32 protein-coding genes are annotated in these 26310 nt (G+C 71.7%); 16 read left to right on the forward strand and 16 right to left on the reverse strand.

Annotated features, from left to right (window positions below; translation table 11 throughout):
• Position 1: 1 nt before the first annotated feature.
• Both MKK75_RS25425 and MKK75_RS25430 read right to left on the reverse strand, forming a co-directional pair.
• Positions 2-304, reverse strand: a complete 303-nt coding sequence (locus tag MKK75_RS25425; RefSeq protein ID WP_244045282.1) for a hypothetical protein — start codon at positions 302-304, stop codon at positions 2-4.
• A 160-nt stretch (positions 305-464) separates the two neighbouring features.
• Complete coding sequence (locus MKK75_RS25430; RefSeq protein WP_244045283.1) at positions 465-812, reverse strand: hypothetical protein; 348 nt, start codon at positions 810-812, stop codon at positions 465-467.
• A gap of 395 nt (positions 813-1207) precedes the next feature.
• On the opposite strand from MKK75_RS25430, the gene gpmI reads away from it, so the two are divergent.
• The 3 genes from gpmI to MKK75_RS25445 all read left to right on the forward strand — a co-directional run bounded on the left by gpmI (position 1208) and on the right by MKK75_RS25445 (position 5685).
• Complete coding sequence (gene gpmI / locus MKK75_RS25435) at positions 1208-2746, forward strand: 2,3-bisphosphoglycerate-independent phosphoglycerate mutase (RefSeq protein ID WP_409567609.1); 1539 nt, start codon at positions 1208-1210, stop codon at positions 2744-2746.
• 319 nt (positions 2747-3065) lie between these two features.
• Entirely contained in the window at positions 3066-4481 is a 1416-nt protein-coding gene (locus MKK75_RS25440) for a lipopolysaccharide biosynthesis protein (protein WP_244045284.1), read from the forward strand.
• Between the two features lie 10 nt (positions 4482-4491).
• Positions 4492-5685: a GNAT family N-acetyltransferase gene (locus tag MKK75_RS25445; protein ID WP_244045285.1), complete on the forward strand. Its 1194-nt coding sequence runs from the start codon at positions 4492-4494 to the stop codon at positions 5683-5685.
• On the opposite strand, the gene MKK75_RS25450 is transcribed toward MKK75_RS25445, so the two are convergent.
• From MKK75_RS25450 to MKK75_RS25470, 5 genes are all read right to left on the reverse strand, one after another.
• Entirely contained in the window at positions 5621-5980 is a 360-nt protein-coding gene (locus tag MKK75_RS25450; RefSeq protein WP_244045286.1) for a hypothetical protein, read from the reverse strand. The genes MKK75_RS25445 and MKK75_RS25450 overlap by 65 nt on opposite strands.
• Positions 5981-5985: 5 nt before the next feature.
• Positions 5986-6213 (reverse strand): hypothetical protein, encoded by a 228-nt coding sequence (locus MKK75_RS25455; RefSeq protein ID WP_244045287.1) that lies wholly within the window; start codon positions 6211-6213, stop codon positions 5986-5988.
• Between the two features lie 112 nt (positions 6214-6325).
• Positions 6326-6643 (reverse strand): transcriptional regulator, encoded by a 318-nt coding sequence (locus MKK75_RS25460; protein ID WP_244045288.1) that lies wholly within the window; start codon positions 6641-6643, stop codon positions 6326-6328.
• A 317-nt stretch (positions 6644-6960) separates the two neighbouring features.
• A complete protein-coding gene (locus MKK75_RS25465) occupies positions 6961-8388 on the reverse strand; it encodes a protein adenylyltransferase SelO (RefSeq protein ID WP_244045289.1) in 1428 nt (475 codons plus the stop codon).
• Between the two features lie 177 nt (positions 8389-8565).
• Complete coding sequence (locus tag MKK75_RS25470; RefSeq protein WP_244045290.1) at positions 8566-9201, reverse strand: TetR/AcrR family transcriptional regulator; 636 nt, start codon at positions 9199-9201, stop codon at positions 8566-8568.
• A 113-nt stretch (positions 9202-9314) separates the two neighbouring features.
• On the opposite strand from MKK75_RS25470, the gene MKK75_RS25475 reads away from it, so the two are divergent.
• Complete coding sequence (locus MKK75_RS25475; RefSeq protein WP_244045291.1) at positions 9315-10004, forward strand: MBL fold metallo-hydrolase; 690 nt, start codon at positions 9315-9317, stop codon at positions 10002-10004.
• A 116-nt stretch (positions 10005-10120) separates the two neighbouring features.
• Here the strand turns inward: MKK75_RS25475 and MKK75_RS25480 are convergent, their stop codons facing one another.
• Positions 10121-10591, reverse strand: a complete 471-nt coding sequence (locus MKK75_RS25480; protein WP_244045292.1) for a tRNA (cytidine(34)-2'-O)-methyltransferase — start codon at positions 10589-10591, stop codon at positions 10121-10123.
• A gap of 177 nt (positions 10592-10768) precedes the next feature.
• Between MKK75_RS25480 and MKK75_RS25485 the strand changes: the two genes are divergently transcribed.
• The gene (locus tag MKK75_RS25485; protein ID WP_244045293.1) at positions 10769-11272 is read left to right on the forward strand and encodes a PRC-barrel domain-containing protein; all 504 of its coding nucleotides are present in this window, start codon (positions 10769-10771) and stop codon (positions 11270-11272) included.
• Between the two features lie 89 nt (positions 11273-11361).
• Positions 11362-11943: an SCO family protein gene (locus MKK75_RS25490; protein WP_244045294.1), complete on the forward strand. Its 582-nt coding sequence runs from the start codon at positions 11362-11364 to the stop codon at positions 11941-11943.
• Between the two features lie 107 nt (positions 11944-12050).
• Here the strand turns inward: MKK75_RS25490 and MKK75_RS25495 are convergent, their stop codons facing one another.
• Both MKK75_RS25495 and MKK75_RS25500 read right to left on the reverse strand, forming a co-directional pair.
• A complete protein-coding gene (locus MKK75_RS25495) occupies positions 12051-12689 on the reverse strand; it encodes a PilZ domain-containing protein (RefSeq protein WP_244045295.1) in 639 nt (212 codons plus the stop codon).
• Positions 12690-12832: 143 nt separating this feature from the next.
• Positions 12833-13438: a PAS domain-containing protein gene (locus tag MKK75_RS25500; protein WP_244045296.1), complete on the reverse strand. Its 606-nt coding sequence runs from the start codon at positions 13436-13438 to the stop codon at positions 12833-12835.
• Between the two features lie 375 nt (positions 13439-13813).
• Here MKK75_RS25500 and MKK75_RS25505 point away from each other — a divergent pair, with 375 nt between their 5' ends.
• Positions 13814-14635: a rhomboid family intramembrane serine protease gene (locus tag MKK75_RS25505; protein ID WP_244045297.1), complete on the forward strand. Its 822-nt coding sequence runs from the start codon at positions 13814-13816 to the stop codon at positions 14633-14635.
• 132 nt (positions 14636-14767) lie between these two features.
• Positions 14768-15199, forward strand: coding sequence for a CBS domain-containing protein (locus MKK75_RS25510; protein WP_244045298.1), 432 nt, complete (start codon positions 14768-14770; stop codon positions 15197-15199).
• Between the two features lie 375 nt (positions 15200-15574).
• On the opposite strand, the gene MKK75_RS25515 is transcribed toward MKK75_RS25510, so the two are convergent.
• The 4 genes from MKK75_RS25515 to folE form a co-directional block, all read right to left on the reverse strand.
• Complete coding sequence (locus MKK75_RS25515) at positions 15575-17143, reverse strand: alkaline phosphatase D family protein (RefSeq protein WP_244045299.1); 1569 nt, start codon at positions 17141-17143, stop codon at positions 15575-15577.
• Between the two features lie 91 nt (positions 17144-17234).
• Positions 17235-18221 (reverse strand): patatin-like phospholipase family protein, encoded by a 987-nt coding sequence (locus tag MKK75_RS25520; RefSeq protein ID WP_244045300.1) that lies wholly within the window; start codon positions 18219-18221, stop codon positions 17235-17237.
• Entirely contained in the window at positions 18218-18640 is a 423-nt protein-coding gene (gene hisI / locus MKK75_RS25525) for a phosphoribosyl-AMP cyclohydrolase (protein WP_244045301.1), read from the reverse strand. The genes MKK75_RS25520 and hisI overlap by 4 nt, the downstream gene beginning before the upstream one ends.
• 41 nt (positions 18641-18681) lie before the next feature.
• Positions 18682-19500, reverse strand: coding sequence for a GTP cyclohydrolase I FolE (gene folE / locus MKK75_RS25530; protein ID WP_244045302.1), 819 nt, complete (start codon positions 19498-19500; stop codon positions 18682-18684).
• Positions 19501-19752: 252 nt separating this feature from the next.
• Between folE and MKK75_RS25535 the strand changes: the two genes are divergently transcribed.
• Together MKK75_RS25535 and yidD are read left to right on the forward strand one after the other, a co-directional pair.
• Positions 19753-20196, forward strand: coding sequence for an iron-sulfur cluster assembly scaffold protein (locus MKK75_RS25535; RefSeq protein ID WP_244045303.1), 444 nt, complete (start codon positions 19753-19755; stop codon positions 20194-20196).
• 4 nt (positions 20197-20200) lie between these two features.
• Positions 20201-20539 (forward strand): membrane protein insertion efficiency factor YidD, encoded by a 339-nt coding sequence (gene yidD / locus MKK75_RS25540; protein WP_244045304.1) that lies wholly within the window; start codon positions 20201-20203, stop codon positions 20537-20539.
• Between the two features lie 229 nt (positions 20540-20768).
• On the opposite strand, the gene pdxA is transcribed toward yidD, so the two are convergent.
• Together pdxA and MKK75_RS25550 are read right to left on the reverse strand one after the other, a co-directional pair.
• Positions 20769-21794 (reverse strand): 4-hydroxythreonine-4-phosphate dehydrogenase PdxA, encoded by a 1026-nt coding sequence (gene pdxA, locus MKK75_RS25545; RefSeq protein WP_244045305.1) that lies wholly within the window; start codon positions 21792-21794, stop codon positions 20769-20771.
• Positions 21791-22894: a four-carbon acid sugar kinase family protein gene (locus tag MKK75_RS25550; protein WP_244045327.1), complete on the reverse strand. Its 1104-nt coding sequence runs from the start codon at positions 22892-22894 to the stop codon at positions 21791-21793. The genes pdxA and MKK75_RS25550 overlap by 4 nt, the downstream gene beginning before the upstream one ends.
• A 205-nt stretch (positions 22895-23099) precedes the next feature.
• Here MKK75_RS25550 and MKK75_RS25555 point away from each other — a divergent pair, with 205 nt between their 5' ends.
• The 6 genes from MKK75_RS25555 (at position 23100) to uraD (ending at position 26185) form a co-directional block, all read left to right on the forward strand.
• Positions 23100-24110, forward strand: a complete 1011-nt coding sequence (locus tag MKK75_RS25555) for a 2-keto-3-deoxygluconate permease (protein WP_279594124.1) — start codon at positions 23100-23102, stop codon at positions 24108-24110.
• A gap of 121 nt (positions 24111-24231) precedes the next feature.
• Complete coding sequence (locus MKK75_RS25560; RefSeq protein ID WP_244045306.1) at positions 24232-24402, forward strand: DUF3606 domain-containing protein; 171 nt, start codon at positions 24232-24234, stop codon at positions 24400-24402.
• 17 nt (positions 24403-24419) lie between these two features.
• Positions 24420-24689: a DUF2934 domain-containing protein gene (locus MKK75_RS35875; protein ID WP_279594125.1), complete on the forward strand. Its 270-nt coding sequence runs from the start codon at positions 24420-24422 to the stop codon at positions 24687-24689.
• A gap of 152 nt (positions 24690-24841) precedes the next feature.
• A complete protein-coding gene (gene uraH / locus MKK75_RS25570; RefSeq protein WP_244045307.1) occupies positions 24842-25303 on the forward strand; it encodes a hydroxyisourate hydrolase in 462 nt (153 codons plus the stop codon).
• A gap of 14 nt (positions 25304-25317) precedes the next feature.
• Entirely contained in the window at positions 25318-25671 is a 354-nt protein-coding gene (uraH, locus tag MKK75_RS25575) for a hydroxyisourate hydrolase (RefSeq protein ID WP_244045308.1), read from the forward strand.
• A gap of 4 nt (positions 25672-25675) precedes the next feature.
• Positions 25676-26185: a 2-oxo-4-hydroxy-4-carboxy-5-ureidoimidazoline decarboxylase gene (uraD, locus tag MKK75_RS25580; protein WP_244045309.1), complete on the forward strand. Its 510-nt coding sequence runs from the start codon at positions 25676-25678 to the stop codon at positions 26183-26185.
• The last annotated feature ends 125 nt before the right edge of the window (positions 26186-26310 follow it).

Raw genomic sequence — 26310 nt, forward strand, 5'->3', positions numbered from 1 at the left:
ATCAGACGAAGCGCTCCTCCGGGCCGATCCGGATGGTCGCCACATCCGAGTGAACGTCGTCCAGCACGCAGCGGACGCGTTCCAGCGCGGACGATACCGTCTCGGCCAGATGCGGATCGGCGAGGTTCCGCGTCTGGAGGCCGAAGCTGTCCCGCAGATAGGGCATCAACTGGCCGTGCAGCGCCAGATAGGCGCCGGGATTGGACAGTTCGTAGACGACCGCGAGAGCGTGATAGGCCCCGACCAGGATCTCCAGCGCGACATCTGCACTGCGTGCGGCCCGCTCACATTCGTCGCTGCCCATATCGCGCTTGTAGTTTTATTGCTGTCCAGTCTTCAGGTAACATGCTCTGTTAAGACTGTCGACATTTCTACCTATTGTAATCGCTGCGCTTTACGGGACAGGAAAATTTAGCGCCGGATTATGGCTCGACTGCAACACCTGCCGATTTCGGCCGGCGGCATCAAGTCGTCATCTGGCCGCGCGCATGTCGGCTCGGCCTTATCATCGTCGCGATCCTGCTCTCCGCCTCGGCCAGGACGCTGTTGACAAGGTGAGTGGCCCCCTCGAGCGTTCCCGCGGCCAGAGTTCCGCTCCGGTTCGTTTCCTGGACGATGCGGAAATTGTCCTCGACGAACGCGCGGATCTTGCGCTGAACATCGTCGAACTCGCCCGGGTGAGCGGTTTCGTACAGAAGTGCCAGGGCCAAGTAGGCGCGACCGACCATGTCGAGCGCCAGATCCGCACTCGTCTCGGAACTCACGGTGTCGGTCGGGGCCACGGCGGGTGAATCCCTGTCGAGTACATCCACGCAGGCTATCATAACCTCAACCCGTTGCAATCGGTCAAGTTGTTCTGCAATCGCTTTTCCTGAGACAACTTGGATATCGGGACCCGGCTCTGAGTCCGCCATGTCATCCCCCGGTGGAAATCCCCCCCGGATGGTGAGCCGACTGCAGGGCCGCCGCGACGCGCGCTGGTACGCGGGACGTGCGCGCGGGATTGGGACCCCTTTCGTGGCGTTCGGTTCGATGCGCTTGATTCGATGCGTAGTCGCCCCTGTCGGAATCGGGACGCTTTCGCATCGGCGTGACGCGATCCGCCCCCGCGGCTGTGGTCTCGCGCGGCCAAGCCGATTATCGACACGCGCAAGGGGGCCGGCCTTGCCCGGCCCGGAGAGGACCCGGCCGCGCGCCCAGGAGAGTCATGACCGTGCCCGCCAGTACCCCGCGTCCCGTGATGCTCGTGATCCTCGACGGCTGGGGCCTCCGCGAGGAGCGCTCCGACAACGCCGTCCTTCAGGCGCGGACGCCGGTCTTCGATGCGTTGATGCGGGAGCAGCCCCGGGCTAGGCTGAAGACCTTCGGCGCCGATGTCGGCCTGCCCGAGGGGCAGATGGGCAATTCCGAGGTCGGGCACCTCAATATCGGCGCGGGCCGCGTGGTGCTGCAGGACCTGCCGCGGATCGACACCGCGATCGCGGACGGGTCGCTGGCCACGAACCCCGCCCTGGCCCGGTTCATCGAGGCCCTGCGGGCATCGGGCGGCACCTGCCACCTCATGGGCCTGCTGTCGCCGGGGGGCGTCCACGCCCATCAGGACCACGCGGTGGCGCTGGCGCGCGTTCTGGTCGAGGCCGGCATCCCGGTCCGGCTGCACGGCTTCACGGACGGGCGCGACATGCCGCCCCGTTCCGCCGCCACCTGCGTCGCTGCGGTCGGGAAGGCGCTGCCGCAGGGCGCGCGCCTCGCCACCCTGTGCGGGCGCTATTTCGGGATGGACCGGGACCGGCGCTGGGAGCGGGTCCGGATCGCCTACGAGGCCTTGACGGAGGGGCGCGGCACCCGCTTCGACCGGGCCGGGCAGGCGGTGGCGGCCGCCTACGCGCAGGACGTCTCGGACGAGTTCATGAAGCCCGCGATCCTGGGCGACTATGCCGGCATGCGCGACGGCGACGGCCTGCTGAGCTTCAACTTCCGCGCGGACCGGACCCGGCAGGTCCTGGAGGCGCTGCTCGACCCCGCGTTTTCCGGCTTTTCCCGGGCGCGGACGGTCCGCTTCGCCGCCGCCCTGGGCATCGTCCAGTACAGCGTCGAGATCGACGCCTTCGCCGACACCCTGTTCGGCACCCTCGACCTGCCGAACGGGCTCGGCGAGACCGTGGCCCGGGCCGGGCGCGCGCAATTGCGGATGGCCGAGACCGAGAAGTACCCCCACGTCACCTACTTCATGAACGGCGGCCGCGAGGCGCCGTTCGAGGGCCAGGACGCGATCCTGGTGCCCTCGCCGAAGGTCGCGACCTACGATCTCCAGCCGGAGATGTCGGCGCCGGAACTCACCGACCGTGCCGTCGCGGCGATCGGCTCCGGGCGCTACGACCTGATCATCCTGAACTTCGCCAACCCCGACATGGTCGGCCATACCGGCAGCCTCGCCGCCGCCGTGACGGCGGTGGAGACCGTCGATGCCTGCCTCGGCCGCGTGGTCGAGGCGGTGACCGCGCAGGGCGGGGCGCTGCTGGTCACCGCCGACCACGGCAACTGCGAGACGATGCGCGACCCCGAGACCGGGGAGCCCCACACGGCCCACACCCTCAACCCGGTCCCGGTGACGCTCATCGGCGTCGATGGCATCTCCCTGGCCGACGGCCGGCTCGCCGACGTGGCGCCGACGCTCCTCGACCTGATGGGCCTCGACCAGCCGGCCGAGATGACCGGCACGTCCCTGATCCGCCGGGCCGGCTGATGATGCGGCATGGCGGCTGCACCGGTCGGGCCCTCATGCCTCAGGCCCCAGCCATACGTCCCAGCGTGGGACCGGACCGTGCCAGAGCGGGGCAGGGGTGGCGCGTGCCTGTGCGGGATCCGCGCGCCTGTCCTGACCGGTCAGAGGGCTTGCGGTTTCACGGATCTCCGTTCGTGATCGAGCACGAGCGCCTCCGCGTCTCTCCCTCCCCCCGCAGAGGGGGGAGGGAGGGGGGCGGTGCAGGTCCTCTTCCTCGATCCAGTCATGTGAGCATGATTGGCAAGCGGGGAGGGGCGACACGCGCCCCCCGGCGCCGATCATGATCGCCAGGCACAGCCTGATCTATGTCGGCTCGCGCGGCTTCGCGGCGGCCCTGAACATGGCCTCGGTGGCGGTGTTCACCCGGCTGGCGCCGGCGGCGAGCTACGGCACCTACCTCTACGTCCTGTCCTGGGCTCTCGTGCTCTACGGGGCGACCTGCCAGTGGCCGAAATTCGCGTTCTTCGCCCTCTACGACGAGGCCCGCGAGCCCGCCCAGGTCGGCACCGTGGTGCGCATCCTCGGCGGGACGCTGCTGCTGGCCGGGCTCGGCAGCGTGCTGGCGGCCGAACTCGGCCTGGTCCCGGGCCGGATGGCGGCCGCGATCCTGGCGCTGGCCTGCGGCACCACCCTGTTCGAGGGCGCGACCGAGATCGCCCGCACGCGCCTGCGGGTCGGGGCGGTGGCGGCCTCGGTGATGACCCGGGCCGTGCTGATCCTCGGCCTCGGCAGCCTCGCGCTGCGCCTCTCGGCCGATCCGCTCGACCTCGCCTTCGCGGTGGCGGCCGCCAACGCGGTCGCCTCGCTGCCGGCCGCCGCCACCATCGCGCCGATGATGCCCGGCCGCGGCAGCCGGGCCGAGGCCCTGCGCCTGTTCGCCTATGGCTGGCCGCTGGTACTCTCCTTCGGCACCGCGGCGCTGGCCCAGAGCCTCGACCGGCTGATCATCGCCAAGACCGTGGGGCCGGCGGGCCTCGGCGCCTACGGGGCGCTGGCCGACTTCCTGCGGCAGAGCTTCATCGTGTTCGGCGAGGCGATCGCCCTGTCGTTGATCTCCCTCGCCAAGCGGGAGGCGCGCTCCGGCGGCATGCCGGCGGCCGTGGGCGTGCTGAGCGACGCCGCCCGGGCCATGACGCTGATCGCGGCCTTCGGCGCCGTGTTCTTCATCTGCTTCGACGACCTCGTGGTCACGGTGCTGCTCGGGCCCGATTACCGGGCTGAGGCGCGCCAGCTCGCTCCGGTACTGATCCTGGCAAGCATCCTGATGATGTTCCGCGCGTATTATTTCGGGCAGGTGATCTACTTCACCCGGACCAGCGGACTCGAGGCGGCGGCGGCCTTCGCGACGCTCGCGACCGTGGCGGCGCTCTCGCTCCTGCTGATCCCGACCTTCGGTGCCCCCGGCGCGGCGCTCGCCTTCGCGGGCGGCCAGAGCGCGGCCTGCCTCGTGCTGGTGTTCGGCGCCCGGCGGGAGGGCACGACCATGCCGCTGCCGCTCGCCGACATGGCCGGCATCGCCGGGATCGCGGCGGCCTGCGGGGCCGTGAATGCCGGGATCGGGCTGATGCCGGGGGGCTTCATGGCGCCGGGGCAGGTGCTGCGCATGATGCTGCTCGCCGCCGGGGCGGGGGCGGCGGCATGGCGCTATGACGTGCTCGGCTTCGCCGGGGCGATCCGCCACCGGCTCGCGGCCTGACGGGACCGCCATGCCGGAGACCGCCACGCTCCCGCAGGGCCTCGTCGCGGCGGTCCGGCCCCTCGATCCGGGGGCGCCCTGGATCCCGGCCTGGCGGGCGCTGGGCGCGGATGCCGCCATCCGGAACCCGTTCTACGAGGCCGGCTACGCGCTCGCCGCCCGCGACGCCTTCGGCGCCGGGGTGCGCCTGCTGATCGTGGCCGACCGGCCCCCCGAGGCACCGGGCGCGCGGTTTCGCGCCGCCTGGCCGTTCCGGGTCTCGTGGCGGCGCTGGGGCCTGCCGCTGCCGCTGCTGATCGGCTGGACCCACGGCTACTGCCCCTTCGGCGCCCCGCTCCTCGACGGTGGCGATCCGATGGGGGCGCTGGCGGCCCTCCTCGCTGCTCCGCGGGCGCTCGGCCTGCCGCCGCGGCTCCTGCTGCCGAATGCCCCCGCGGACGGGCTCCTGCCGCAAATCCTGGCGGCGCGCGGCACCGCGCGCGCCGCCTACTGGCCGCATGTCCGCGGCCTGCTCGACCTGACCGCCCACCCGCCGGCGGCGCGGGCCGCCTATCTCGGCCATCTCTCCGGCCAGCGGCGGCGCAAGCTGCGCCGCGACCACGGGCGCCTGAACGCGTCGGGCGCCGTGGCCTTCGAGATGCTCGACGCGCCGGCCGAACTCGACCGGGCGCTCACCGAGCACGTCGCCCTCGAAGCGGCCGGCTGGAAGGGCCGGGCCGGCACGGGGCTGGGCCAGCGCCCGGCCGAGGTCGCCTTCCTGCGCACCGCCCTGGCCGATCTCGGCGCGGACGGGCGGGTGCGGATCGCGCGCCTGCGCCGGGCGGGGCGGACGCTCGCCTCCCTGATCCTGCCGGTCACCGGATCCGAGGCCTGGGTGCTCAAGATCGCCCACGACGAGACGGAGCCCGAGGCGGCGCCCGGGATCCAGCTCGTCCATCGGCTGACCGAGGCGGTGGTGTCCGGAAAGTGGGTGATCGAGCGGATCGATTCCTGCGCGCCCCCGGGTTTCGCCCTGGGCTCCCTATTCTGGACCGAGCGGCGGACCATCGCCCACCTCCTGGTCGCAGCAGAGCGCGATCCCCTGTTCACGGTCGTCCGTGCCCTGGAGCGCGCCCGGGAGCACGTCGCCCGAATGCGCCTCACCAGCCGAAGCGGGCGATCTGCGCCAGCCGCGCCTGCGCCTGCGTCGCGTCCTGACCCATGAGGGCGAGGCGGCCGGAGAGGTCGTAGCAGGTCGCGCAGAAGGAGAACTGCGCCAGGGTGATCCCGTCGTCGCGGGCGCGGGCGACCGAGGCGATCAGGCAGGGCAGGACCGGGGCGTCGGCGGGTCCGGCGAGGCAGTCGCCGCGGGGGCTGCCGAAGATCGGGCGGTTCGGCCAGGTCAGCAGCAGCGTGGTGCCGCCCCGCCGGTCGGGGGCCGGCGGCAGGGTGTAGCTGCGCAGGAACAGCGCGCAGGCCAGCAGCACCAGCCCCGGCAGGATCAGCGCCCGCAGCCCCATCCGCCTCAATCCCCTTCGTCGAACCGCGTGCGGTAGAAAACCTCGCGCCCGGCGCCGTCGATCACCCGGACGGCCTCGGCCGGCTCGCCCGCGCGCTGCGGCACCCGGGCCCGGGCGAACAGGCGCAGCGCCCGCTCCTGCGCGCTCGCCAGGCTGCCGACCCGCACGGAGATCCGCGTCTGGATTTCGTCCGGCTCCGGTCCGAGGACTTCGATATGGAAGGTCTCGCGCAAGGGTGTCCGCCTGATCGAGGGTCTTCAGCCGCTGGATATGGGCTTCGGCCCGGGCGCCATAGCACGTTCCAGCGCGGTGTCGGCGGAGGGCGGCGGCGATGTCGCAGATGCCCTACCGCTCCGCCGCCACGGCCAGGTAAATGCCGGCCGCCCTCTGCACGGTCCGGAGGATGTTGAACAGGTTGCCGGCCGTCGGATTGCCCAGCGGGCCGAGCCTGCGCATCAGGCTCTTGGACGACGTGCCGGTCGCCTCGGCCAGGCCTTCGAAACCGATCGTCGCGTTGATGTCGTCGCGCAGGACCGCTTCGCCGGTGTCGATGTCCCCGGCGAGGAACTGACCAACCGCTTCGATCCGCAGCGCGTCACGGAAGGCCGGATCACGCGCGGCGCGCGCCTTCACGGTCTCCTTGACGCTGCGGGTCAGGCCCATCGCCCATCCTCCCTCCGTTGCTGGTACGCCGCTAAGATCGCCGGCGCGGCTTGCCTCAGCGTGGCGTTTCGCAACGGCCAGACACCGATCTCGGAGCGAAGTCCAATTGCCCCGCGGCCGGCCTCGGCCCTATGAGGGCGGCTCCGCCCGAGGAGACACCACCGGAGGAGCCCCGTGGACCCGCTCAAGGCCGCCGCCGCGACGCTGCTCTGCCTCGCCCTGTTCTGGCTGGCCTTCCGGATGACCCGGCGGCTGGTCGATCTCGCCATCGCGGGGGGCTACGCCGAGGAGCGTCGGCGGCTCGCCGAGGAGGCGGCTCAGGCTGAGGCCGAGGCCGTGCCGCAGGCCTCCGCCATCCAGGCCACGGCTTCGAGCTTGGCCGCGAACAGGGACCAGTCGTCGGCCGCCGCGATCGGCGCCCACAGCGCCTCGACCTCGTCGATCAGCAGGGTGCAGGGCGCCGCCGCGAAGTAGGGATGGTCGAGCCGCGCGCCCGCCACGGGTGCGAGCGGCTCCAGCGCGGCCCGCACCGGCGCGAAGACTTCGCGCGCGTAGTGGCCGGCGGACGGTCCGGCCTGCGCCCGATCGGCGCTCGCGAGGCCGCCGTACCAGTCGAAGAAGAACCGCTCGAACGGTGCCCGGCTCTCCCCCAGGAACCGCCAGACGGCGGCGACCAGCCGATCGGTTTCCGAACGCGGCGCCTCCGCGAGCCCGAGCCGGCGGAACAGGGCCCGCGCAAAAGCCTCCTGCAGGGCCGGCCCGAAGCCCGCCAGCGCCTCTTCCAGGCGTGCCTGGGGTGCCAGCGTCAGCAGGCAATCGGCCAGCCGGCAGAGGTTCCAGAACAGGGCCTCGGGCTGGCGGCCGAAGCTGTAGAGCCCGGTCGCGTCGAAATACGCGGCCGTGAAGTCCGGGTCGAAATGCGGCAGGAAGCGCCAGGGGCCGTAATCGAAGCTCTCGCCGGTGACGTTGATGTTGTCGCTGTTGAGCACCCCGTGGACGAAGCCGGCGGCGGCCCATTGCGCCCCCATCGTGGCGACCCGGGCGACGACATCCTCCAGGAAGGCGACGCCCCGGTCCTCCAGGCTGTCGCGCCACAGCTCGGGCCGGTGCGTCTCGATCGTGTGATCGAGGAGCCGGGCGATGGCGTCGGGCTCCCCCAGGGCCAGGAAGCGCTGGAAGGTCCCGATCCGGATATGCCCGTGGGACAGGCGCACCAGCACCGCGGAGCGGGCCGGGGAGGGCTCGTCGCCGCGCACGAGATCCTCGCCGGTCTCGATCAGGCTGAAGCTCTTCGACGTATAGACGCCCTGCGCCTCCAGCAGCGCGGTCGCCAGCACCTCGCGCACGCCTCCCTTCAGGGTGAGCCGCCCGTCCGCGCCCCGGGACCAGGGCGTGGTGCCGCTGCCCTTGGTGCCGAGATCGAGGAGGCGCCCGTCTCTCGGGTCGTGGAGCTGCGCGAACAGGAAGCCGCGGCCGTCGCCGAGTTCCGAGTTGTACGCGCGGAACTGGTGGCCGTGGTAGCGCAGGGCCAGCGGGGTCTCGAAGCTGCCGGGCAGGGGCTCGAACCGGCCGAAATGGGCGATCCAGGCGGCCTCCGAGAGCCCGCCCAGGCCGACGCGCTCCGCCCAGGCCTGGTTGCGGTAGCGCAGGACCGTCTGCGGGAACCGCGCCGGGGCGACGGGATCGGCGAAGGCGGGACCGAGATCGGCGTGGCGCCGGGAGGGCCTGTAGGCGGGGTCGTCCATGCGGCGGGTCTCGCGGGGCGGCGATGAGCCCCCGTCGTACCAAGCGGGCGGGACGCGATCCGTTGCCGTGCGCGTCGCTCGGGCATCCGATCCGGAGCATGGAACGCGGCACAGACGGCATCCCGACAGGGCGCCACGACCGCGCTCCGGGGCAGACCGCGCCCGCCCGGATATCGCTCAGGTCGGCAGCAGGCCGATGATCAGGCGCTCGGTCACTCGGGCGGTCAGGGCTTCGATCACCCGGGGGCGGACCTCGCGGTCCACCACGCGGTCGATCGTCAGCAGCGTGAACCCATGGACGAGCGACCATGCGGTGACGACCGCGACGGACACCGCCTGCTCATCCTCCGGATCGATCGCGAACGTGCCTGTCCGCGCGCCGTCCAGGATCACCCCCCGCAGCACCGCGCGGGCCTCGGTGAGGACGGCCAGGACTGTCGGCGGAAGCCCCTCGATGCCGGGCAGCGCTTGGCCGAACATCAGGCGATAGAGCGCCGGGTTCTCCACGCCGAACCCGATATAGGCGTGCCCGATCGCCCGCAGGGTCTCGACCGCGCCCGAGGCGCCATCGATCGCCGCACTCATGCGGGCGCGCAACGCCTCGTAGCCCGTGACGGCGATGGCGGCGATCAGAGCCTCCTTGTCGGTGAAGTGACGGTACGAGGCCGCATGGCTCACCCCGGCGCGGCGGGCGACCTCGCGCAGGGAGAAGTCCCATCGCCCCGTCTCCGTCAGGATCGCCGTGGCGCTGTCGAGCAGGGCCCGGCGCAGATCGCCGTGGTGGTACGGGGCGGCTGACGCGGATGTGTTCACGAGAACCTCGTGGGCGTGTTGACACTGGTAACATTCGGTCTATGTTGCCAATGGTAACACGGCTGGCTCAGGGGCGCATCCCGCCAGCCGCGTCGGGGCAAGGGCCATCACGCATGAAGCAGATCCTCGAGGATGCGTGGCTGCTGCCGCTGGGCAACGCGAACGCCATCCTGCTCCGGCAGGGGGAGGACCTCGCCCTCATCGACGCGGGCTTCCCCGGCAAGGAGCAGATCGTCCTCGACGCGATCGGCGCACTCGGTCGCCGTCCCGCCGATCTGAAGCACCTCGTCTTCACGCACGGGCACCCCGATCACATCGGCAGCGCGCCGGCCATCGTCCGCGCCACAGGAGCGCGGACCTACATGCACGCCGCCGATGCCCCGCTGGCGGAGAGCGGCGGCCCGTTCCGGCCCATGGCCCCCGCGCCGGGCCTCGTGCATGCGCTCATGTACAAGCTCGTCTGGGACCAGAACGAGCGCATGCAGCCGTTCCAGATCGATCAGCACATCGCCGACGGCGAGACGCTGCCGATCCTCGGCGGCCTGCACGCGATCCACGTGCCCGGTCACTGCGCCGGACAGGTCGCGCTGCTGTGGCAGGGCAGGGGGCTCCTGGTCGGCGGCGACACCTTCATCAACATCCTCGGCGTGAGCGATCCGATCGCGTTCGAGGACGAGGCGGAGGGGCGGGCCAGCCAGCGCAGGCTCGCGGCGCTCGACTTCCAGGCGGTGGCGTTCGGACACGGCAAGGCCATCACGACGGACGGCCCCGGCAAGCTTCGGCGCTTCGTCGCACGACGCTGACCATGCCGAGCCGCGGGGAGGGTGCGGGGACCGACGGCCGCTCGCCGTCCGGTCCGGCGATCGTCCGAGCGGGGGCGCCGCGTTCGTTCGAAAGCCCCGCGGTCTGAACGCGGATCCTAGACGTCCCGCCGCGCCGGCCCCACCGTCTGCCGCAGCGCCTCGCCGGCGATCATCGCGGCCGCCACCGCCACGTTGAGGGAGCGCAGGCCGGGCCGGATCGGCACCACGATCCGGGCCTCGGCCGCCGCGTGGACCGCCTCCGGCGCGCCGGCGGATTCGCGGCCCATCATCAGGCAATCGTCCGGGCGGAAGGCGAAGTCCGTGTAGGGCAGGGCGCCCGCCGTGGTGGCGAGCACGAGCCTGCACCCCGCGCCGGCCCGCCACGCCTCGAAGGCCGCGAAGGAGCGGTGCCGGGTGATCGCCACGTGGTCGAGATAATCGAGGCCGGAGCGGCGCAGGTGCCGGTCCGAGACGTCGAAGCCCGCCGGCTCCACGATCTCCACCGCGAGCCCGAGGCAGGCCGCCATGCGCAGCATCGTGCCGGTGTTCTGGGGGATGTCGGGCTGGTAGAGGGCGAGGCGGAGCATGGCCTGCGTCTTGTGGGCGGCGGGCGCCGCGCCGTCAAAGGGTGGGCACAGGGACTCTCAGCCGGCAAACCGCCACGCTTTCGGCGACGCCCGGCAGATCGCACGGAACTTAAGCTCCGCCAGAGCCTTAAGGCGGCGCCACCCTCGTCCGCCGCCGCCTTCGAAAGACCTGATCCGATGCGCACCCCGCTCCTCGCCTCGGCCCTCCTGCTGGCCGGCCTCGCCACCGCCTCGGCGCAGAATGCCGGCTCGAAGACCGACAGCGCCACCCCCGCGGCCCCGGTCCCGGGGCAGCCCGCCACCATGGCCGACAATCTCCGCCCGACCTTCGTGGCCCAGAGCCCCGACGACCGGGTCGCCAGCAAGCTCATCGGCACGAGCGTGGTGAACGGCGCCAACGAGACGATCGGGCAGATCGCCGACATCGTCCTCGACGAGAAGAACACCGTGAAGTCCTGGGTGATCGGGGTCGGCGGCTTCCTGGGTCTCGGCTCGAAATACGTCGCGGTCGACCCGTCCGTGCTCACGCTCAGCCGCACCGACGACAAGACCCTCCAGGCCCGGATCGACACCACCAAGGACCAGCTCCGCGCCGCACCGGAATACATCTACCTCGGCAAGGAGCCGCCGAAGGGCGCCGCCCCCGCCAGCCCCGCGGGCGATCCGGCGCAGAAGCACTGACGGGGCGGGGCGAGGCGGCATCCGGTCGGCTTGCCTCCGCGCGCCGTTCTGTGCTGTGCCAGCCTCCAACCGGAGGTCAGAGTCCAACGATGCGCCGCGCCCTCGTCCCACTCCTCGCCTTCTGCCTCGGCCTCGTCGGTATCACGGGGGCGGCGGTGTTCGCCGTCATGCCCGACAAGGCGCCGGTGGGCGTGCCCGGCGTCGGCGGGCCGTTCACGCTGGTCGATCAGGACGGCCGTACCGTCACCGAGCGCGACTTCGCGGGGGCGCCGCACCTCGTGTTCTTCGGTTTCACCCATTGCCCGGACGTCTGCCCCACGACCCTGCAGGAGGTCTCGGACGTACTGGCCGCCCTCGGGCCGAAGGCCGCACACATGCGGGTGGCCTTCGTCACGGTCGACCCGGAGCGCGACGACCCGGCGAGCCTGAAGGCCTATCTGTCGAGCTTCGACCCGCGGATCACCGGGCTGACCGGCACCCCCGAGCAGGTCGCCGCCGCCGAGAAGGCGTATCGCGCCTATGCCCGCAAGGTGCCGGGCAAGGACGGCGACTACACGATGGAGCACACCGCCATCGTGTACGTGATGGACGCGCAGAACCGCTTCCTCGGCGCCCTGGACCTGTCCCGGCCCGCCGCCGACACGGCGGCGCAGCTCGCCAAGAAGATCTGAGGCGCGGTTTCGAGAGGTCGAGACCTGTCGCGGGTCCGGGGCGGCGCCCTGGTATCCGGGGCTCCGCCCCCGAACCCCGGCCAAAGGCTGAGCCCTTTGGAAACCCGCTACAGCGTCATCCCAGCGTGGAAGCGGTCGGCGGAGAGCGGCAGCAGGAACTGTACGCCGAACCCGCCCTCGAAGTAGCGCACCAGCCGGCCCGGGGTGCTGCCGACGGTCACGGGGGTCCCGAGCGGCAGCGCCAGGGGACAGGCGATCGCCACACCCGACATGGAGATGTCGATCAGCCGGGCCTGGACCTCTTTGCCGCCATCGATGCGCAGGACCACCGCCGGCTGGGTCGGCACGAGCCGCTCGTGGGAGCGCCCCTCCGGCAGGCCGAGCATCTCCCGGTTGGCAAGCCATGTCAGCTGGGAGGCGAGCTTGTCGCGCTTGCGCGGGGTGGCGTTGAGCTGGACCGCGAACCCGTCCGCACAGTGGCGGGCGATCCGGCCCTCGATCCGCCCGATATGCTCCAGATAGAGCACCACCCGCTCGCCGACCTCGCCCCGGACCGCGCAGGACAGGCGGACGCCGCCCGGCGACATGTCTACGGTCTGGCAGGGATATTCGCGCCGGTCCGCCAGCATGTAGCGGCCGAGGACGGCGACCCGCACGCGCTGGTGCCGACGCTCGTCCGTGGCGCCCCGCGCCGGGTCGGGCGCCACCCGCGGCTCCATCTCGGCGGTGAAGTCGACCGCGATCATCCCGGGACTGGTCCTCCGCCGCGATCTGCAGAATCGAGACTAGACCGGGACCGTTACGAAACTCTTTTTTTCCCCTCAGTGTTGTACTTGAAGTTTATTCTCTCGCGTGGGGCGAACGCGGCCGAGGGGGTGCGGTACCCCGCTCAGACACCGCCCCGTCCGCCGGCATGGACGAGGAGGTGGCCGCGGCGCACGGGCCCCGGGTAGCTGGCGCTCGATCGGACGGCCGGGCGCGGCGGCGGCGCGGTTTCCGGCCGGCGGCTCGGCAGGATGCGCAGCGAGGTGGTCTGCGCCTCCACGAGCGGGCGCAGGCCGATCCAGGGGGGCGTGCCGTCGAGGCTCAGGGCGCCGAGCGCCCGGACCTGCGTGCGGCCGCGGTGGCGCAGGGGCAGGAGCAGGAGTTCGAGGTCGGCCACCTCGCCGGCCGCGTTGGTGCCGCGCAGGCCCGCCACGACGCCCAGCGTGTCGCTGGCGACAATCTCGACGATCCGCCACGGGTCGGTTTCCTGGGCGCCCCACAGGGCGGCGAAGGACTGGCCCTTCAATTCCCGGCCGTACAGGGCGCAGACCCGCGTGCCCGCGAGCCGGATCGTGGCCGTGCAGGCGGCCATGTCGAGTTCCAGGATCAGGCTGTCGGCCAGGAGGTGGCGGATCTCCCCCGGCTCGATCTCGCCCCGTTCCGGCGCGGCGCGCTCGCCGCGCAGGCGCTCCCAGTAGGCGTGGAGCATGCGGCTGGTGGGATGCTTCATCGGTGTCCCGACTCTAAACGCCTGTGGTTCATCCCTGGATCGTTCTGGTACATCCGCGAGGCTGTAGCCGGCCGTTCCGGGCACTCACGGCATTCGGGCGCACGCCCCGTGCCGGCCCTACCGCTTCGGTGCTTGCGAGACAATCGCGGCCGGCGCGTCGGGGCATCGACCCGCAGGGGCGGGCCGAAATTGCAGGCCGTCGACGCGGAGCGAGACTTGGCGGGGACCGCCGCGACAGGGGCACCGGATCGGGTCGGTCTGCACGTCCATCCGTCACCGCGGCGCAGCCCCGGCCGGTGAGACAGTCCGTCTCGACCGGATTCAATACGTCGCCGGGGCTTGCCCACCCGCCCCGAGCCCCGACATGGTGCCGCGATGGATGCCTCCCCCGAATTCCCGCGGCAGAGCCGCGTCCCGGTGTTCAACATGCCGGGGGTCGTCACGCTCTCGATCGGGCTGCTGCTGGCGATCCAGGCTGTGCGCGAGTTCCTGCTGCCGGACACCTGGGACATCCGCCTCGTGCTGGATCTCGCGCTGGTGCCGGCCCGCTGGACCCTGTGGTTCGATCCCGGCCAGGCCGCCGAGGTGATCCGCGCGGCTGGCGATTCGGCCGATCCCGGCCTGCAGGCGGCGCGCGAGGCCTTCGCCCGCTACATCGTGGGCGAGCACGCGTTCCAGCCCTGGACGCTCGCCACCTACGCGCTGCTTCACGGCTCGTGGATGCACGTGATCTTCAACAGCGTGTGGCTCGCCGCCTTCGGCTCGCCGGTGGCCCGCCGCTGCGGCCCCTGGCGCTACGGCGTGATCGCGCTGGCCGGCACCGCGGCCGGGGGCCTGCTGCACGTCCTGGTTGATCCCCTGAGCGCCGGGCCCCTGGTCGGCGCCTCGGCGGGCATCTCGGCCCTGATGGCCGCCGCCGCCCGGTTCGTGTTCCAGCCGCCGGCCTCCGGCTACAATGGTCAGTCCTGGCAACTGCCGCCGCGCCGGCCGGTCGAGACCATCCCCGAACTCCTGCGCAACCGGACGGCGGTCTCCTTCCTGGCGATCTGGCTCGTCACCAACCTGCTGTTCGGCCTCGTCAGCGTGCCGCTGGTGGGGGAAAGCGCCGCCATCGCGTGGGACGCGCATCTCGGCGGGTTCATCGTGGGCTTCCTGCTGTTCCCGTTCCTCGATCCGCGGGAAGCGACCCGGGTTTGAGCACCTTGCCAACGGGGCGAATCGGCCACACACTCGCCGCATTGTGAAGGAGCCGGGATCGAACCCGGCCGAGAGCGCAATCCGGGCGCCGCGGGCTGACGGCGTGCCGGACGCGTCACTGGGGAGAGAGCCATGACCGTCGCACGCATCCTCGCCGAGAAGGGTAGCTCCGTCGTCACCGTGAGCCCCGACAAGACCCTCGAGGAGGTCATCCAGATCCTTGCCGACCGGCGCATCGGCGCCCTGGTGGTCGCCCATTCCGACGGGTCGGTGGCCGGCATCATCTCCGAGCGGGACATCATGCGGGCGCTCGCCGGGCACGGAGGCTCGGCCTTCGACGCGCCGGTCTCCGCCCACATGACCGCGAATGTCACCACCTGCGGGCGGAGCGCGACGATCGAGGAGGTGATGGCGCTGATGACCGACGGCCGCTTCCGCCACGTGCCGGTCTGCGAGGACGGGCATCTGATCGGGCTGGTCTCGATCGGCGACGTGGTGGCGCGCAAGATCGCCACCGTCGAGGCCGAGCATCAGGCGCTGCGGGATTACATCACGATGGCTTAGGGGCGGGCTAAGGCTCTCCCTCCCCACAAGGTACGAGCTAGGCTACGTACGTTTGAGGCCGCGTTGGGCTCACCCGCCGGCCGCTTCAAGGTGTCGGGATGAGATCCGATGCCATCGCGCGATCTGGTTTCGCGCCGCCCCTGTCCCGGGCGCATGGAGCGCAAGCGGAATGCGACCCGGGATCCAGCACAGGACGTCGCGAAGCGTCGATCTGGATCAACCGGAGCCGCTGGCGCGGCGCTTCGTGTGCTCGATCCCGGATCAGGTTCCGCTTCGCTCCACCCGTCCGGGAAAGGGGGCGCGCCGTGGCCCGGGGGCGCCGATCTCGCACCATGCGTTCGGCCAAACACTTTGAAACGGCAGCCTCGCCCGCCGTCACGCCTTCACGGGATCGAGCGTGACGTGCCAGAGGTCGGCATCGGCCGCGTCCTTGAGCGTCACCGTCATCTGCTCGGTCCGGCCATCGACCGCCACGTGGCCGAAGAACTGGTAGCCCGCCGCCGGTGACAGGTTCACCTGCCCCTCGTCGGGCGCCTTCACGAAGCGCAGCTGCGGCCCGAACGTGTTGTCCAGCGCGTTCGGCCCGAAGGTCCCCGCGTGCAGCGGCCCGGAGACGAACTCCCAGAACGGGTCGAAATCCTGGAACTGCGCCTTGTCGGGGTCGTAGTAGTGGGCTGCCGTGTAGTGCACGTCGGCCGTGAACCAGACCGTGTTGCGGATGCCCGCGCTCTTGATGAAGCGCAGCAGGTCGGCGATCTCCAATTCGCGGCCGAGCGGCGGCCCGTCGCCCTGCGCCACCGCCTCCGAGCCGAAGTTTTTATCGACGTCGTACGTTACCACGAGGCCGAGCGGCATGTCGGCGGCGATCACTTTCCAGGTCGCCCGGGATTCGAGCAGCGCCCGTTTCAGCCACGCGATCTGCTGCGGGCCGAGGAAGTAGGCATCGGGCCCGTAGGCGGTCTGCGTGTTCTCGCCGTTCGGCCCCCGGTAGGAGCGCATGTCGAGCATGAACACGTCGACGAGCGGGCCGTAGCCGATCTTGCGGTAGACCCGGCCGGGCTCGGCCGGCTCGAAGCGCATCGGCATGTATTCGTGGAACGCGCGTGAGGCGCGCAGCTGCAGGGCCAGGACGTTCGGATCGGCGTATTTCTTCTTCAGGTGCTCGGCCCGGGTCAGCGGCTCGCCCGGCCACCAGTTGTTGGTGACCTCGTGGTCGTCCCACTGCGCCAGGATCGGCACGGCGGCGTTCATCGCCAGCACGTTCCGGTCGGTGAGGTTGTACTTGTGCCGGCCGCGGAACTCGGCCAGCGTTTCGGCCGGCTTGGAGACTTCCTCGGTCACCCGGTTGCGCCACAGGCTGCCATCGGGGAGCTTCACCTCGGACTGGATCGGCCCGTCGGCATAGATCGTGTCGCCGGAATGGATGAAGAAGTCCGGCCGGTTCTTCAGGATGGCGGAATAGATCGTCATGCCGCCGCGGGCCTCGTCGATGCCCCAGCCCTGGCCCGCCGTGTCGCCCGACCAGCAGAACGAGACCGAGCGCTTATCCGCCGGCGCGGTGCGGAACCGCCCGACCTGGGCCGGCCCGACGATCGTCGGCGCGGCGATGTCCTGGAGGCGGACGCGATAAAAGATGTCCTGGCCCGCGGGCAGGCCGGTCAGCGCCACCTTCACGGTACCGTCGGTCTCGGGCAGCGCGTCGGCGAAGACGCCCTGGATGTTGGAAAAGCTCTCGGTGGTCGCCCATTCGATGATCGCCCGGGCGGGCCGGTCGGACCGCGCCCAGACCACCGCCGAGTCGGTGCCGACATCGCCCGACTGGAGGCCGTGGCTCAGGAGCGGCCGGTCGGCGGCGCGGCTCAGGCCGGGGCGCGCGAGGCCGGAGGCCAGCCCGACGAGGCCGGCGCCCCCGGAGAGCAGGATCTGACGGCGACTCGTGGACATTGGAACCCCTCCAGGCAGTGGCGTGGCCATGGCAGGGGGGCGCGACAGGGGGATGACGGGTGGGGGGATGAATTGGATCGTCCGGGCGGCCTCACGCCCGCGCCTCGGCCCCCGCCAGCACGGCCCGGATCCGCGGCAGCGCAGCCCGGGCGGCCCGATAGCCGATCGCGATCCCCTCATCCGCCCGGTGGAAATCGAACAGGCCGAACCGTGCCACGTCCGGACCGATCGCCACATCCGGCGGGTCGCGCTCCAGCCTTGAGCGCGAGATCCGGTCTTGGGTGATGTTGAACGCGTCGAGCACCACCCGGGCGAGGCCCGGCACGGGGATCTCGGGCTCGGCGCGGTCGAAGCCCGGCAGGCGGTCGCGCAGCGATTGCAGGAACCCGCGGCGGCGCACGCGCACGGGCACCTCGCGCACCACCGGGCCGCCGGTGTCGCCGTTGAGGTTCACGCAGATCACGAGGTCGGCGCCGAGCGCCCGGGCGAGCCCGACCGGCACCGGGTTGACCAGCGTGCCGTCCATCAGCATCCGCCCCTCATGGGTCACCGGTGGAAACAGGCCGGGGATCGCGTAGGAGGCGCGCACCGCGTCGACCGCCGGCCCCTCGGTCAGGCACACCTCCTGGCCGGTGCCGTACTCGGTGGCGACGCAGCCGAAGCGGATCGGCAGGGTCTCGATCCGGCGCTCGCCGAGGTCGGCATGGAGCCGCTGGCGCAGGCGGTTGCCGGCGATCAGGCCGGAGCCCGGCAGACGCGGATCGATCAGCCCGACCACCCGGCGCCGGGTCAGCGCCCGGGCGAAGGCCTCCAGCCGGTCGAGGCGCCCGGCCGCGTAGCAGGCGCCGACCACAGCGCCGATCGAGCAGCCCGCCACCACGGTCGGGTGGATGCCGCCCTCCTCGAGCGCCCGCAGCACGCCGATATGCGCCCAGCCCCGGGCCGAGCCGCCGCCGAGCGCGAGCCCGACCCGCGGACCCGTCCTCGGCAGGGGGCGAATCGGTTCGACGGCCCCGGGCAGGAAATACGAGACGGCGGGACAGTCTTGCCACTCGGTCGCGGCAAGGGTCGCGCTCATGGGTCGGCGAACTCCAGGGCGACGCCGCCGTCCGTCTGTCGGACAACGGCGCGGTAGAAGCAGTCCCGCCGGCCGGTGTGGCAGCAGCCGCCGTCGCCGCTGACCTCCACGCGGATCAACAGGGCGTCCTGATCGCAGTCCACCCGCATCTCGACGATGTGCTGAATCTGCCCGCTGGTGGCGCCCTTGTGCCAGAGCTCCTGGCGCGAGCGCGACCAGTACCACGCCTCCCCGGTCTCCAGGGTGCGCGCCAGCGATTCGGCGTTCATGTGGGCGAGCATCAGCACTTGGCCGTCCCGGGCGTCGACCGCAATGCAGGCGATCAGCCCGTCCCGGTCGAAGCGGGGCGTGAAGGCTTGGCCTTCCTCGACCGCGGCACGGGGGCCGGGGGGATCGAAGGCGATGGCGCGCGCGGTCATGGCGGGAAGGTCAGGACCTCTGGTTCGCGGGGTCCTATAGGCTACTTGGCGCCGCCGCGCACCAGGGTCAGGAAGCGCACCTGCTCGCTGGCGTCGTCCTTGAACACGCCGCGGAACTGGCTGGTGATGGTCGAGACCCCGGCCTTCTGCACGCCGCGCATCGCCATGCAGAGATGCTCGGCCTCCACCATCACGGCGACGCCGCGGGGCTTGAGGATGCTCTCGATCACGTCGGCGATCTGGGCCGTCATGGTCTCCTGCGTCTGCAACCGTCGGGCGAAGGTGTCGACCACCCGGGCGAGCTTCGACAGGCCGACCACGCCCCGGGTCGGGTAGTAGGCGATGTGGGCGAGCCCCATGAACGGCACCATGTGGTGCTCGCAGTGGGAATAGAACGGGATGTCGCGCACCAGCACGATGTCGGAATAGCCCTCGACCTCCTCGAAGACCCGTGCCAGCAGGGCTTCGGCATCGACGCCGTAGCCGCCGAACAGCTGCTCGTAGGCCTTGGCGACCCGGGCGGGGGTGTCGCGCAGGCCCTCGCGGGCCGGGTCGTCGCCGGCCCAGCGCAGGAGCGTGCGCACCGCGGCCTCGGCCTCGGCGCGGCTCGGGCGGCCGGTCAAGAGGCCCTCCGGCACGCGGGTGGCGGAAGCCGGCTCCGGGGCGACCTCGACGGGGCGGGTCTCATCCACCGGGCGGTTGTCGTTGCGCATGCCGTCCAGACCTTGCCCGTCGATCCCGTTCCGGTGAAAACCCTGATCGTCTCCCTGATACGACAGGGATTTGAGCGCGGCATCCATGGCATCTCCGGCCCGGGCGATGCGGGACTTCATCGGGGTGCTGTCGGGCTTGGCGTACATCGTCGGATCGCGTCGGGGGTGTGAGGGAAGATCCCGGGCCTGAAAAGGTTTCAGGCCGGCGCCCCGGAACGGATCAAGCCGCGGGACCCGCCTGGAGCGGATCCCTGGGCCGTGGGCGCGACCCTGGTCGAACGGTCCGCCTCCTCGCGAAGCGACCGTCAGGCGCCTATATCATCGTTCGCGGGGCAACGCGCAATGCGCGAACCGCGCGGCAGCGTCCCGACGGGACTTGTACACACGGCCGAGGACCCGATGCTCGACGATATCTACAACCGACGCATCCTCGAACTCGCCGCCGATATCCCCCGGCTCGGCCGGCTGGCGAACCCGGATGCCACCGCCACCGCGCATTCCCGCCTGTGCGGCTCGACCGTGACGGTGGATCTCGTGCTCGGCGAAGACGGAAGGGTGGTGGATTTCGCCCAGGAGGTCCGCGCCTGCGCGCTGGGCCAGGCCTCCTCGTCGCTGATGGGCCGGCACGTGGTCGGCGCCAGCGCCGAGGAGCTGCGCGCCATCCGCGAGACCATGCGGGCGATGCTCAAGGAGAAAGGCCCGGCACCATCCGGGGCCTGGGCGGATCTCGCGGTTCTAGAGCCGGTGCGGGACTTCAAGGCGCGTCACGCCTCGACGCTTCTGACCTTCGATGCGGTGGTGGACGCCCTCGACCAGATCGCCACCAAGCGGCAGGCCGCCTGACGGCATGGTCCGGCGCGCGGCACATTGGGGCATCCGCGCCTATCAGCTCACCCTGTCGGGCCTGATCGGTCGCCAGTGCCGCCACTGGCCGAGCTGCTCCGAATATACCGACACGGCGATCACCCGGCACGGGCTGTGGCCGGGCGGCTGGATGGGCTTCGCCCGGATCTGCCGCTGCGGACCGTTCGGCACCCACGGCATCGACCTCGTGCCGGAGCGGCTGCCGGCGGGGGCGGTCTGGTACCGACCCTGGGCCTACGCCCGCTGGCGCGGCGTCGAGGCGCCGCCCTCGCCGTTTGCCTGTGACGTGGTGGGGGAGGGGCCTTCGGCGGATGGGCACTGAGGTTTGATGTTCATGTTTTGTTTCACGTGAAACAAGCTGCTCATCGTACGACCCATCCGGTCGATCCCGGCAACTCCCTCATCCTGAGGTGCCGGAGCACAGCGCAGGCCTCGAAGGAGCTCTCCAGGGATCGCCGTGCTTTCTGGAGCCCTCCTCCGAGGCCCGCTCACGCGGGCGCCTCAGGAGGAGGGGGATGGTTTGGGCGGGCGCCCCCGCTCCGCCTGTCTGTTCATGCTGCTCGATTGGCCGCCAGCCGTTCCGCGAACTCGATCGCCTCGATCAGGCTGCGCTCGTTGGCGATGCCTTGGCCGGCGATGTCGAAGGCCGTGCCGTGATCGACCGAGGTGCGGATGATCGGCAGCCCCAGGGTGATGTTCACCCCCGACAGGTCCATCCACTTCCCCGTCGCCGGGTCGATCTCGAAGCCCAGGAGCTTGACCGGAATGTGCCCCTGGTCGTGATACATCGCCACCACGGCGTCGTACTGGCCGGCCCGCAGCTTCACGAACACCGTGTCGCCCGGGACCGGCCCGTGCACGTCGAGCCCGTCGGCGTTGGCTTTCTCGATCACCGGGGTGCTGACGTCGATGTCCTGGCGCCCGAACAGGCCGCCCTCGCCGGCATGCGGGTTGAGCGCCGCCACCGCGATCTTCGGCCGGGCGAGCCCCAGGCCCTTCAGCGCCTTGTCGGTGAGGTCGAGGACGAGGCGCAGGCGCTCCGGGGTCAGGCGCTTGGGCACGTCCTCCAGGGCGACGTGGGTGGTGACGTGCGAGACCCGCATGTTGCCGTGGGCCAGCATCATCACCGAGCCGCGCACGCCGGTGAGTTCGGCTAGCATCTCGGTATGGCCGGCATAGTGGTAGCCGGCCTTGTTGAGCGCCTCCTTGTTGAGCGGCGCCGTGACGATCCCGCCGATCTTGCCCGCCATCGCCAGCCGGACGCCGGCCTCGATCGCCTTGTAGGCGAAGCGCCCGCCCTCGGCCGAGAGCCGGCCCGGCTCGATCGGGGCGCCCTCGGCATCGGCCTGGAGGCAGCAGAGCGCCGGCCAGTCGCCGTCCTCGGCGATCTCCGGGATCGGGTCCGGCAGGAGGCCGAGCGCGGCTTCCGCCCGGTGCAAAGCCGGGGCGCTGCCGATCACCATGAGCTTCAGGTCGCCGGCGGCGATCCGGTCCTTGAGGCGGGCGGCGGCCTTGACGATGATCTCCGGGCCGATGCCGGCCGGATCGCCCATGGTGATGGCGAGGTGTCGGGTCATGGGTCGCTCCTGTCGGGCGTGAAACCATTGCGATGGAGAAGATCGCGCCAGACGGTCTGCGTTCCGAAGGCGCCGGATTTCGAGATCACCGCCAGCCCGTCCCAGCGGCCGCCCCGCAGCGTCGAGCGCGGCAGGCCGGGGGCGATCTGGCCGGTGACGTCGAGGCGTTCGACCCGGAGCGCGAGGCAGAGCGCCTTCAGGGTCTCGCCGCCGGCCACCAGCAGGGTGCCGGGCTTCGGGACGCGGTCGATCACGCCCGCGAAGGTGTTCGCGATCCGTGCGGCGGCGGCCTCCCGGGCGATGCCGGCGGGCAGGGCGAGGCTGGCCAGCACGACGCCGTCCCGGGCGAGGCGTTCGCCGACCGGTCCGCCGTGGTCCGCCGCGTCCGGCGACAGGACGAGGCGGTGGGACCCGCAGGCGTCGAGCTGCGCCGCGGTCTCCGGCCGGTCGGAGCCGAACAGGCCGAGCACCGGGCCGGCGAGGCGGTCGTCGCCGGGCGCGGCCACGCCCCGCGCCAGGGCCGCCGCAAGGCCGCCGCTGCCGCACCAGAGCACCGGCCCGTTCCGACCGAGCTCGGCGATGCGGGCGAGGTCGTCGTCGTCCGCCGCGTCGTAGACCGCCACCCCCGCCACGGGGCCGTCCGCGCGGGCAGCCCGGCGCGCCGGCAGGCCCGCGTCCCGCAAGGCCCCGGCGATGCCGCCGGAGACCGGTTCCCAGCCGCCGTCGCGCCGGGCGAGCTGCCGCCCGTCGGCGGTGCGGCGGCCCTGATACGGGAAGGCCGGTGCCACGATGCAGCGCGTCCAGGCACCGAGGCGCATCACGGCGGCGAGTTCCGCCGCCCAGGGGCCGCGCAGCAGGCTGTCGACCTTCTTGAAGGCGATGTCGGCGTCCCGGAGCCGTGGCGCGAGGTCTCCGACGATCCGTTCGGCCTCCGCGGACGACATTTCCCGGGTGCCGGAATCGATCGCCAGGCACGCTGGCGCGTCCGGGGGGAGGATCTCGGGCCAGGCCACCGGGATCGGCCCGCACAGGCCGGTGAAGCCCGCCGCTGTGTCCAGCGTCCCGGTCAGGTCGTCGGCGATGAGGCGCAGGCGGGTCATGGCCGGGACATCGGTGTTCATCGGAGATCTGCGGCGCGTCGCCCACCGCGCACCAAGCTGACCTCATCGGCAATGGGCGGGCGCGGTGTCAACATAGGGCGGCTCTACCGCTAAGTTGCACGCACTTGGCGAATGGTTGTAGCAGGCGCCGGGGGGACGATGTCAGGTGACAGGCCCGGGACAGGGCCGTACCGGAGGACGACCCATGCAGATTTCGATCAAGCGCGGGCTGGAGCGCGTCCCGGGCGGCCTGATGGTGGTGCCGCTGTTCCTCGGCGCGATCCTCCACACGCTGTTCCCGAACACCGCGACCTTCTTCGGCTCGTTCACCGGCGCGCTGTTCAACGGCGCCCTGCCGATCCTGGCGGTGTTCTTCGTCTGCATGGGCGCGGGCATTGATTTCCGCGCGACCCCGGCGATCGCCCGCAAGGGCGGCGTGCTGCTGGCCACCAAGGTCGGCGTCGCGGCGATCCTGGGCGTGGTGTTCGGGCATCTGCTCGGCGAGGCGCCCATCGTGGGCGGGGCCTTCGCGGGGCTCTCGACGCTGGCGATCGTCGCCGCGATGAACGACACGAACGGCGGGCTCTACCTCGCCCTGATGGGTCAGTTCGGCCGCCCGAAGGATGCGGGCGCCTACGCGATCATGAGCCTCGAATCCGGCCCGTTCCTCACCATGGTGACGCTGGGGCTCGCCGGCCTCTCGGCCTTCCCGTGGCCGACGCTGGTGGGCAGCATCCTGCCGCTGCTGATCGGCATGGTGCTGGGCAACCTCGACCGCGACATGCGCGCCTTCCTGTCGGGGGCCGCCCCGGTGATGATCCCGTTCTTCGCCTTCGCGCTCGGCTTCGGGCTCGACCTGGCCAAGATCTGGCAGGCCGGCCTCCTGGGGATCGGACTCGGCGTCGCCGTGGTCGTGGTGACAGGGGCGGTCCTGTTCGTGGCCGACCGGCTCACCGGGGGCAACGGGGTCGCCGGCGTGGCGGCCGCCTCAACGGCGGGCAACGCCGCCGCCGTGCCGGCGATCATCGCGGCCGCCAACCCGGCCTACGCGGAGGCCGCCGGCCCCGCCACGGTGCTGGTGGCGGCGAGCGTCGTGGTCTCGGCGCTTCTGGTGCCGCTGCTCACCGCCTTCGTGGCCGCCCGGGTGCGGCAGGAGGTGGAGCCGTCCGAGCCCTTGCTCGAACCGGTCGCGCGGCCCGCGACGCCCCGGGCCTGAGATCCATCCACAGGCGCGCGTCGGCCCGTCCGCGCGGCGGCAACCGAACACGGTGAGCCCGGTTGTCTCCGCAGACAGCCCGGCATCGCCGCGGCACAGCGACAGACCGGAGCGGGCCATCATGTCCACCGAACCCAGAGGCAAGACGCATATCGACATCTACGACCGCCCCACCCGCGAGGCCTGGGCCCAGCGCTTCGGCGTGAGCGAGGAACGGCTGCGCAAGGCCGTCACGATGGTGGGGAGCCGGATCACCAGCGTGGCCGCCTATCTCGACAGGTCGGCCACCTGAGCGGGGACGGCCTTGCCATGAAGTCCGACGCCTATCCGCCTCCGGGGTCGACCGCTCCGGAGCACGCGCCGCACCCCCCGGATCCACCGGCCGCGTCCGACGACGGGACCGCGCCGTCCCCGGCACCGGACGCCATCACCTTCGAAGAGATCCGCGAGCGCGCCTACGAGCTGTGGGAGCGCAACCACCGGCCGGAGGGATTCGAGATCGAGTTCTGGCTCCTGGCCGAGCGGGAGCTGCGCAAGGAGCGCCAGCGCCGGAGGACGGACGAGCCGACGGCACCATAGCGTCGTCTCGTTCCTGGCGTGTACCTTGCTACGCGGCGTGGACGATCGCCGATGCCGTCGGCGATCGGGTGACCGGTCGCGTGACGGGGCCTGCCGTGGAGACATCCGCTCTGACCCGCCGTAGCTTCACCGGATTCGGTCTGGGAGGCGCCGTGGCCGCCGCGGCGGGCGGCGCCCTGGCGCAGGCCGGTCCGACGCCGTCAACCGGCTCCGGCAAGCCCGCCCCCCTCACCAGCGCCCCGGCCTCGCAGGCGGGCCTCGGCCCGCGCCTGACGCTGCACGCCATCGACAATTTCCACGGGACGCCGGCCGCCGGCATGGTCTGCGAGCTCGCCTGGCGCGCGGGCGACAGCCTCACGCCGATCAGGACGGTCACCACCGGCGCCAACGGCCGCCCGGCCGAGCCGCTGCTGACGGACGCCGCCCTGCGCGTTGGACATTACGAGCTGCTGCTGCATCTCGGGGCCTATTTCGCCGCCCGCGGCGTGAGCCTGCCGAGCCCGAACTTCTTCGACCGCGTGCCGATCCGCTTCCGGATCCGCGACGCGGGCCAGCGCCATCACCTGCCGGTGCTGTTCACGCCCTGGGGCTATTCCTACTATCGCGGCAGCTAGAGCATCCTCACGCCATGGCCGGCATCTCGACCCACGTCCTCGACACCGACCGCGGGCGCCCCGCCGCGGGAATCCGCATCGACTTCTCCGTCCTCGAGGGGGAGACGTGGCGGCTCGTGAAGAGCGTGGTCACCAACGCGGACGGCCGCACCGACCAGCCGATCCTGGCCCCGGACGAGGCCAGGATCGGCCAGTATCAACTGGCCTTCCACGTCGATGATTATTTCAGGGATCGCCCCGGCACCGCGGAGGCCGACATCTTCATCGACAACCCGGTGGTGCGCTTCGCGATCTTCGACCCGGCGCAGCATTACCACGTGCCGATGCTGTGCGCCCCCGGCAGCTTCACCACCTATCGCGGCAGTTGAGGCCGTGCCCGACCTCGCAACCGTCAACCGGATGGAGGCGGGCGCCTTCGTGACCCTGCTCGGGGGCGTGTTCGAGCACGCCGCCTGGGTGGCCCGGGCCGTCGCGCCGCAGCGCCCCTTCGCCAGCACCGCCGACCTGCATGCGGCGATGCTGCGGGCCCTGCGCGCCGCACCCGCGGATGTGCAGGGCGCCTTCCTCAACGGCCATCCGGAACTCGCCGGCCCCGAGGCGCGGGCGCGCAGCCTCACCGCGGAATCGGCCAGCGAGCAGGGCAGCGCCGGGCTCGACCGCATGGCGGAGGCCGACGCGGCGGCCTTCGCGCGGCTGAACGCGGCCTACCGCGCCCGGTTCGGCTTCCCGTTCATCATCGCGGTGCGGGGGCGCGGCCGGACCGAGATCCTGTCGGTGTTCGAGGCCCGGCTCGCCCGGGATCCGGCAGTCGAGCGGGAGACCGCGCTGGAGGAGGTCGCGCAGATCACCCGTATGCGGCTGGATCGGCTGATCGACGGTTGAGCCGAGGCGCGGCGGTATTTATTCGAGATTGAACACGAGCGCCTCGTGTCTCTCCCTCCCGCTCTGCGGGGGAGGGAGAGACGCCAAGCCGTTCGTCGCCTTCTCGATGGAGTCGTGTGAACATC

The sequence above is a fragment of the Methylobacterium sp. J-030 genome (assembly GCF_022829545.1).
In the GTDB taxonomy this organism is placed as follows: Bacteria; Pseudomonadota; Alphaproteobacteria; order Rhizobiales; family Beijerinckiaceae; genus Methylobacterium.

What these genes read in the sequence shown, in the direction of transcription:
- MKK75_RS25425 (WP_244045282.1), bottom strand. Translation starts at nt 304, where the DNA reads ATGGGCAGCGACGAATGTGAGCGGGCCGCACGCAGTGCAGATGTCGCG.
- gpmI (WP_409567609.1), top strand. Translation starts at nt 1,208, where the DNA reads ATGACCGTGCCCGCCAGTACCCCGCGTCCCGTGATGCTCGTGATCCTC.
- MKK75_RS25440 (WP_244045284.1), top strand. Translation starts at nt 3,066, where the DNA reads ATGATCGCCAGGCACAGCCTGATCTATGTCGGCTCGCGCGGCTTCGCG.
- MKK75_RS25445 (WP_244045285.1), top strand. Translation starts at nt 4,492, where the DNA reads ATGCCGGAGACCGCCACGCTCCCGCAGGGCCTCGTCGCGGCGGTCCGG.
- MKK75_RS25450 (WP_244045286.1), bottom strand. Translation starts at nt 5,980, where the DNA reads ATGGGGCTGCGGGCGCTGATCCTGCCGGGGCTGGTGCTGCTGGCCTGC.
- MKK75_RS25460 (WP_244045288.1), bottom strand. Translation starts at nt 6,643, where the DNA reads ATGGGCCTGACCCGCAGCGTCAAGGAGACCGTGAAGGCGCGCGCCGCG.
- MKK75_RS25465 (WP_244045289.1), bottom strand. Translation starts at nt 8,388, where the DNA reads ATGGACGACCCCGCCTACAGGCCCTCCCGGCGCCACGCCGATCTCGGT.
- MKK75_RS25475 (WP_244045291.1), top strand. Translation starts at nt 9,315, where the DNA reads ATGAAGCAGATCCTCGAGGATGCGTGGCTGCTGCCGCTGGGCAACGCG.
- MKK75_RS25480 (WP_244045292.1), bottom strand. Translation starts at nt 10,591, where the DNA reads ATGCTCCGCCTCGCCCTCTACCAGCCCGACATCCCCCAGAACACCGGC.
- MKK75_RS25485 (WP_244045293.1), top strand. Translation starts at nt 10,769, where the DNA reads ATGCGCACCCCGCTCCTCGCCTCGGCCCTCCTGCTGGCCGGCCTCGCC.
- MKK75_RS25490 (WP_244045294.1), top strand. Translation starts at nt 11,362, where the DNA reads ATGCGCCGCGCCCTCGTCCCACTCCTCGCCTTCTGCCTCGGCCTCGTC.
- MKK75_RS25495 (WP_244045295.1), bottom strand. Translation starts at nt 12,689, where the DNA reads ATGATCGCGGTCGACTTCACCGCCGAGATGGAGCCGCGGGTGGCGCCC.
- MKK75_RS25500 (WP_244045296.1), bottom strand. Translation starts at nt 13,438, where the DNA reads ATGAAGCATCCCACCAGCCGCATGCTCCACGCCTACTGGGAGCGCCTG.
- MKK75_RS25505 (WP_244045297.1), top strand. Translation starts at nt 13,814, where the DNA reads ATGGATGCCTCCCCCGAATTCCCGCGGCAGAGCCGCGTCCCGGTGTTC.
- MKK75_RS25510 (WP_244045298.1), top strand. Translation starts at nt 14,768, where the DNA reads ATGACCGTCGCACGCATCCTCGCCGAGAAGGGTAGCTCCGTCGTCACC.
- MKK75_RS25515 (WP_244045299.1), bottom strand. Translation starts at nt 17,143, where the DNA reads ATGTCCACGAGTCGCCGTCAGATCCTGCTCTCCGGGGGCGCCGGCCTC.
- MKK75_RS25520 (WP_244045300.1), bottom strand. Translation starts at nt 18,221, where the DNA reads ATGAGCGCGACCCTTGCCGCGACCGAGTGGCAAGACTGTCCCGCCGTC.
- hisI (WP_244045301.1), bottom strand. Translation starts at nt 18,640, where the DNA reads ATGACCGCGCGCGCCATCGCCTTCGATCCCCCCGGCCCCCGTGCCGCG.
- folE (WP_244045302.1), bottom strand. Translation starts at nt 19,500, where the DNA reads ATGTACGCCAAGCCCGACAGCACCCCGATGAAGTCCCGCATCGCCCGG.
- MKK75_RS25535 (WP_244045303.1), top strand. Translation starts at nt 19,753, where the DNA reads ATGCTCGACGATATCTACAACCGACGCATCCTCGAACTCGCCGCCGAT.
- yidD (WP_244045304.1), top strand. Translation starts at nt 20,201, where the DNA reads ATGGTCCGGCGCGCGGCACATTGGGGCATCCGCGCCTATCAGCTCACC.
- pdxA (WP_244045305.1), bottom strand. Translation starts at nt 21,794, where the DNA reads ATGACCCGACACCTCGCCATCACCATGGGCGATCCGGCCGGCATCGGC.
- MKK75_RS25550 (WP_244045327.1), bottom strand. Translation starts at nt 22,894, where the DNA reads ATGACCCGCCTGCGCCTCATCGCCGACGACCTGACCGGGACGCTGGAC.
- MKK75_RS25555 (WP_279594124.1), top strand. Translation starts at nt 23,100, where the DNA reads ATGCAGATTTCGATCAAGCGCGGGCTGGAGCGCGTCCCGGGCGGCCTG.
- MKK75_RS25560 (WP_244045306.1), top strand. Translation starts at nt 24,232, where the DNA reads ATGTCCACCGAACCCAGAGGCAAGACGCATATCGACATCTACGACCGC.
- MKK75_RS35875 (WP_279594125.1), top strand. Translation starts at nt 24,420, where the DNA reads ATGAAGTCCGACGCCTATCCGCCTCCGGGGTCGACCGCTCCGGAGCAC.
- uraH (WP_244045308.1), top strand. Translation starts at nt 25,318, where the DNA reads ATGGCCGGCATCTCGACCCACGTCCTCGACACCGACCGCGGGCGCCCC.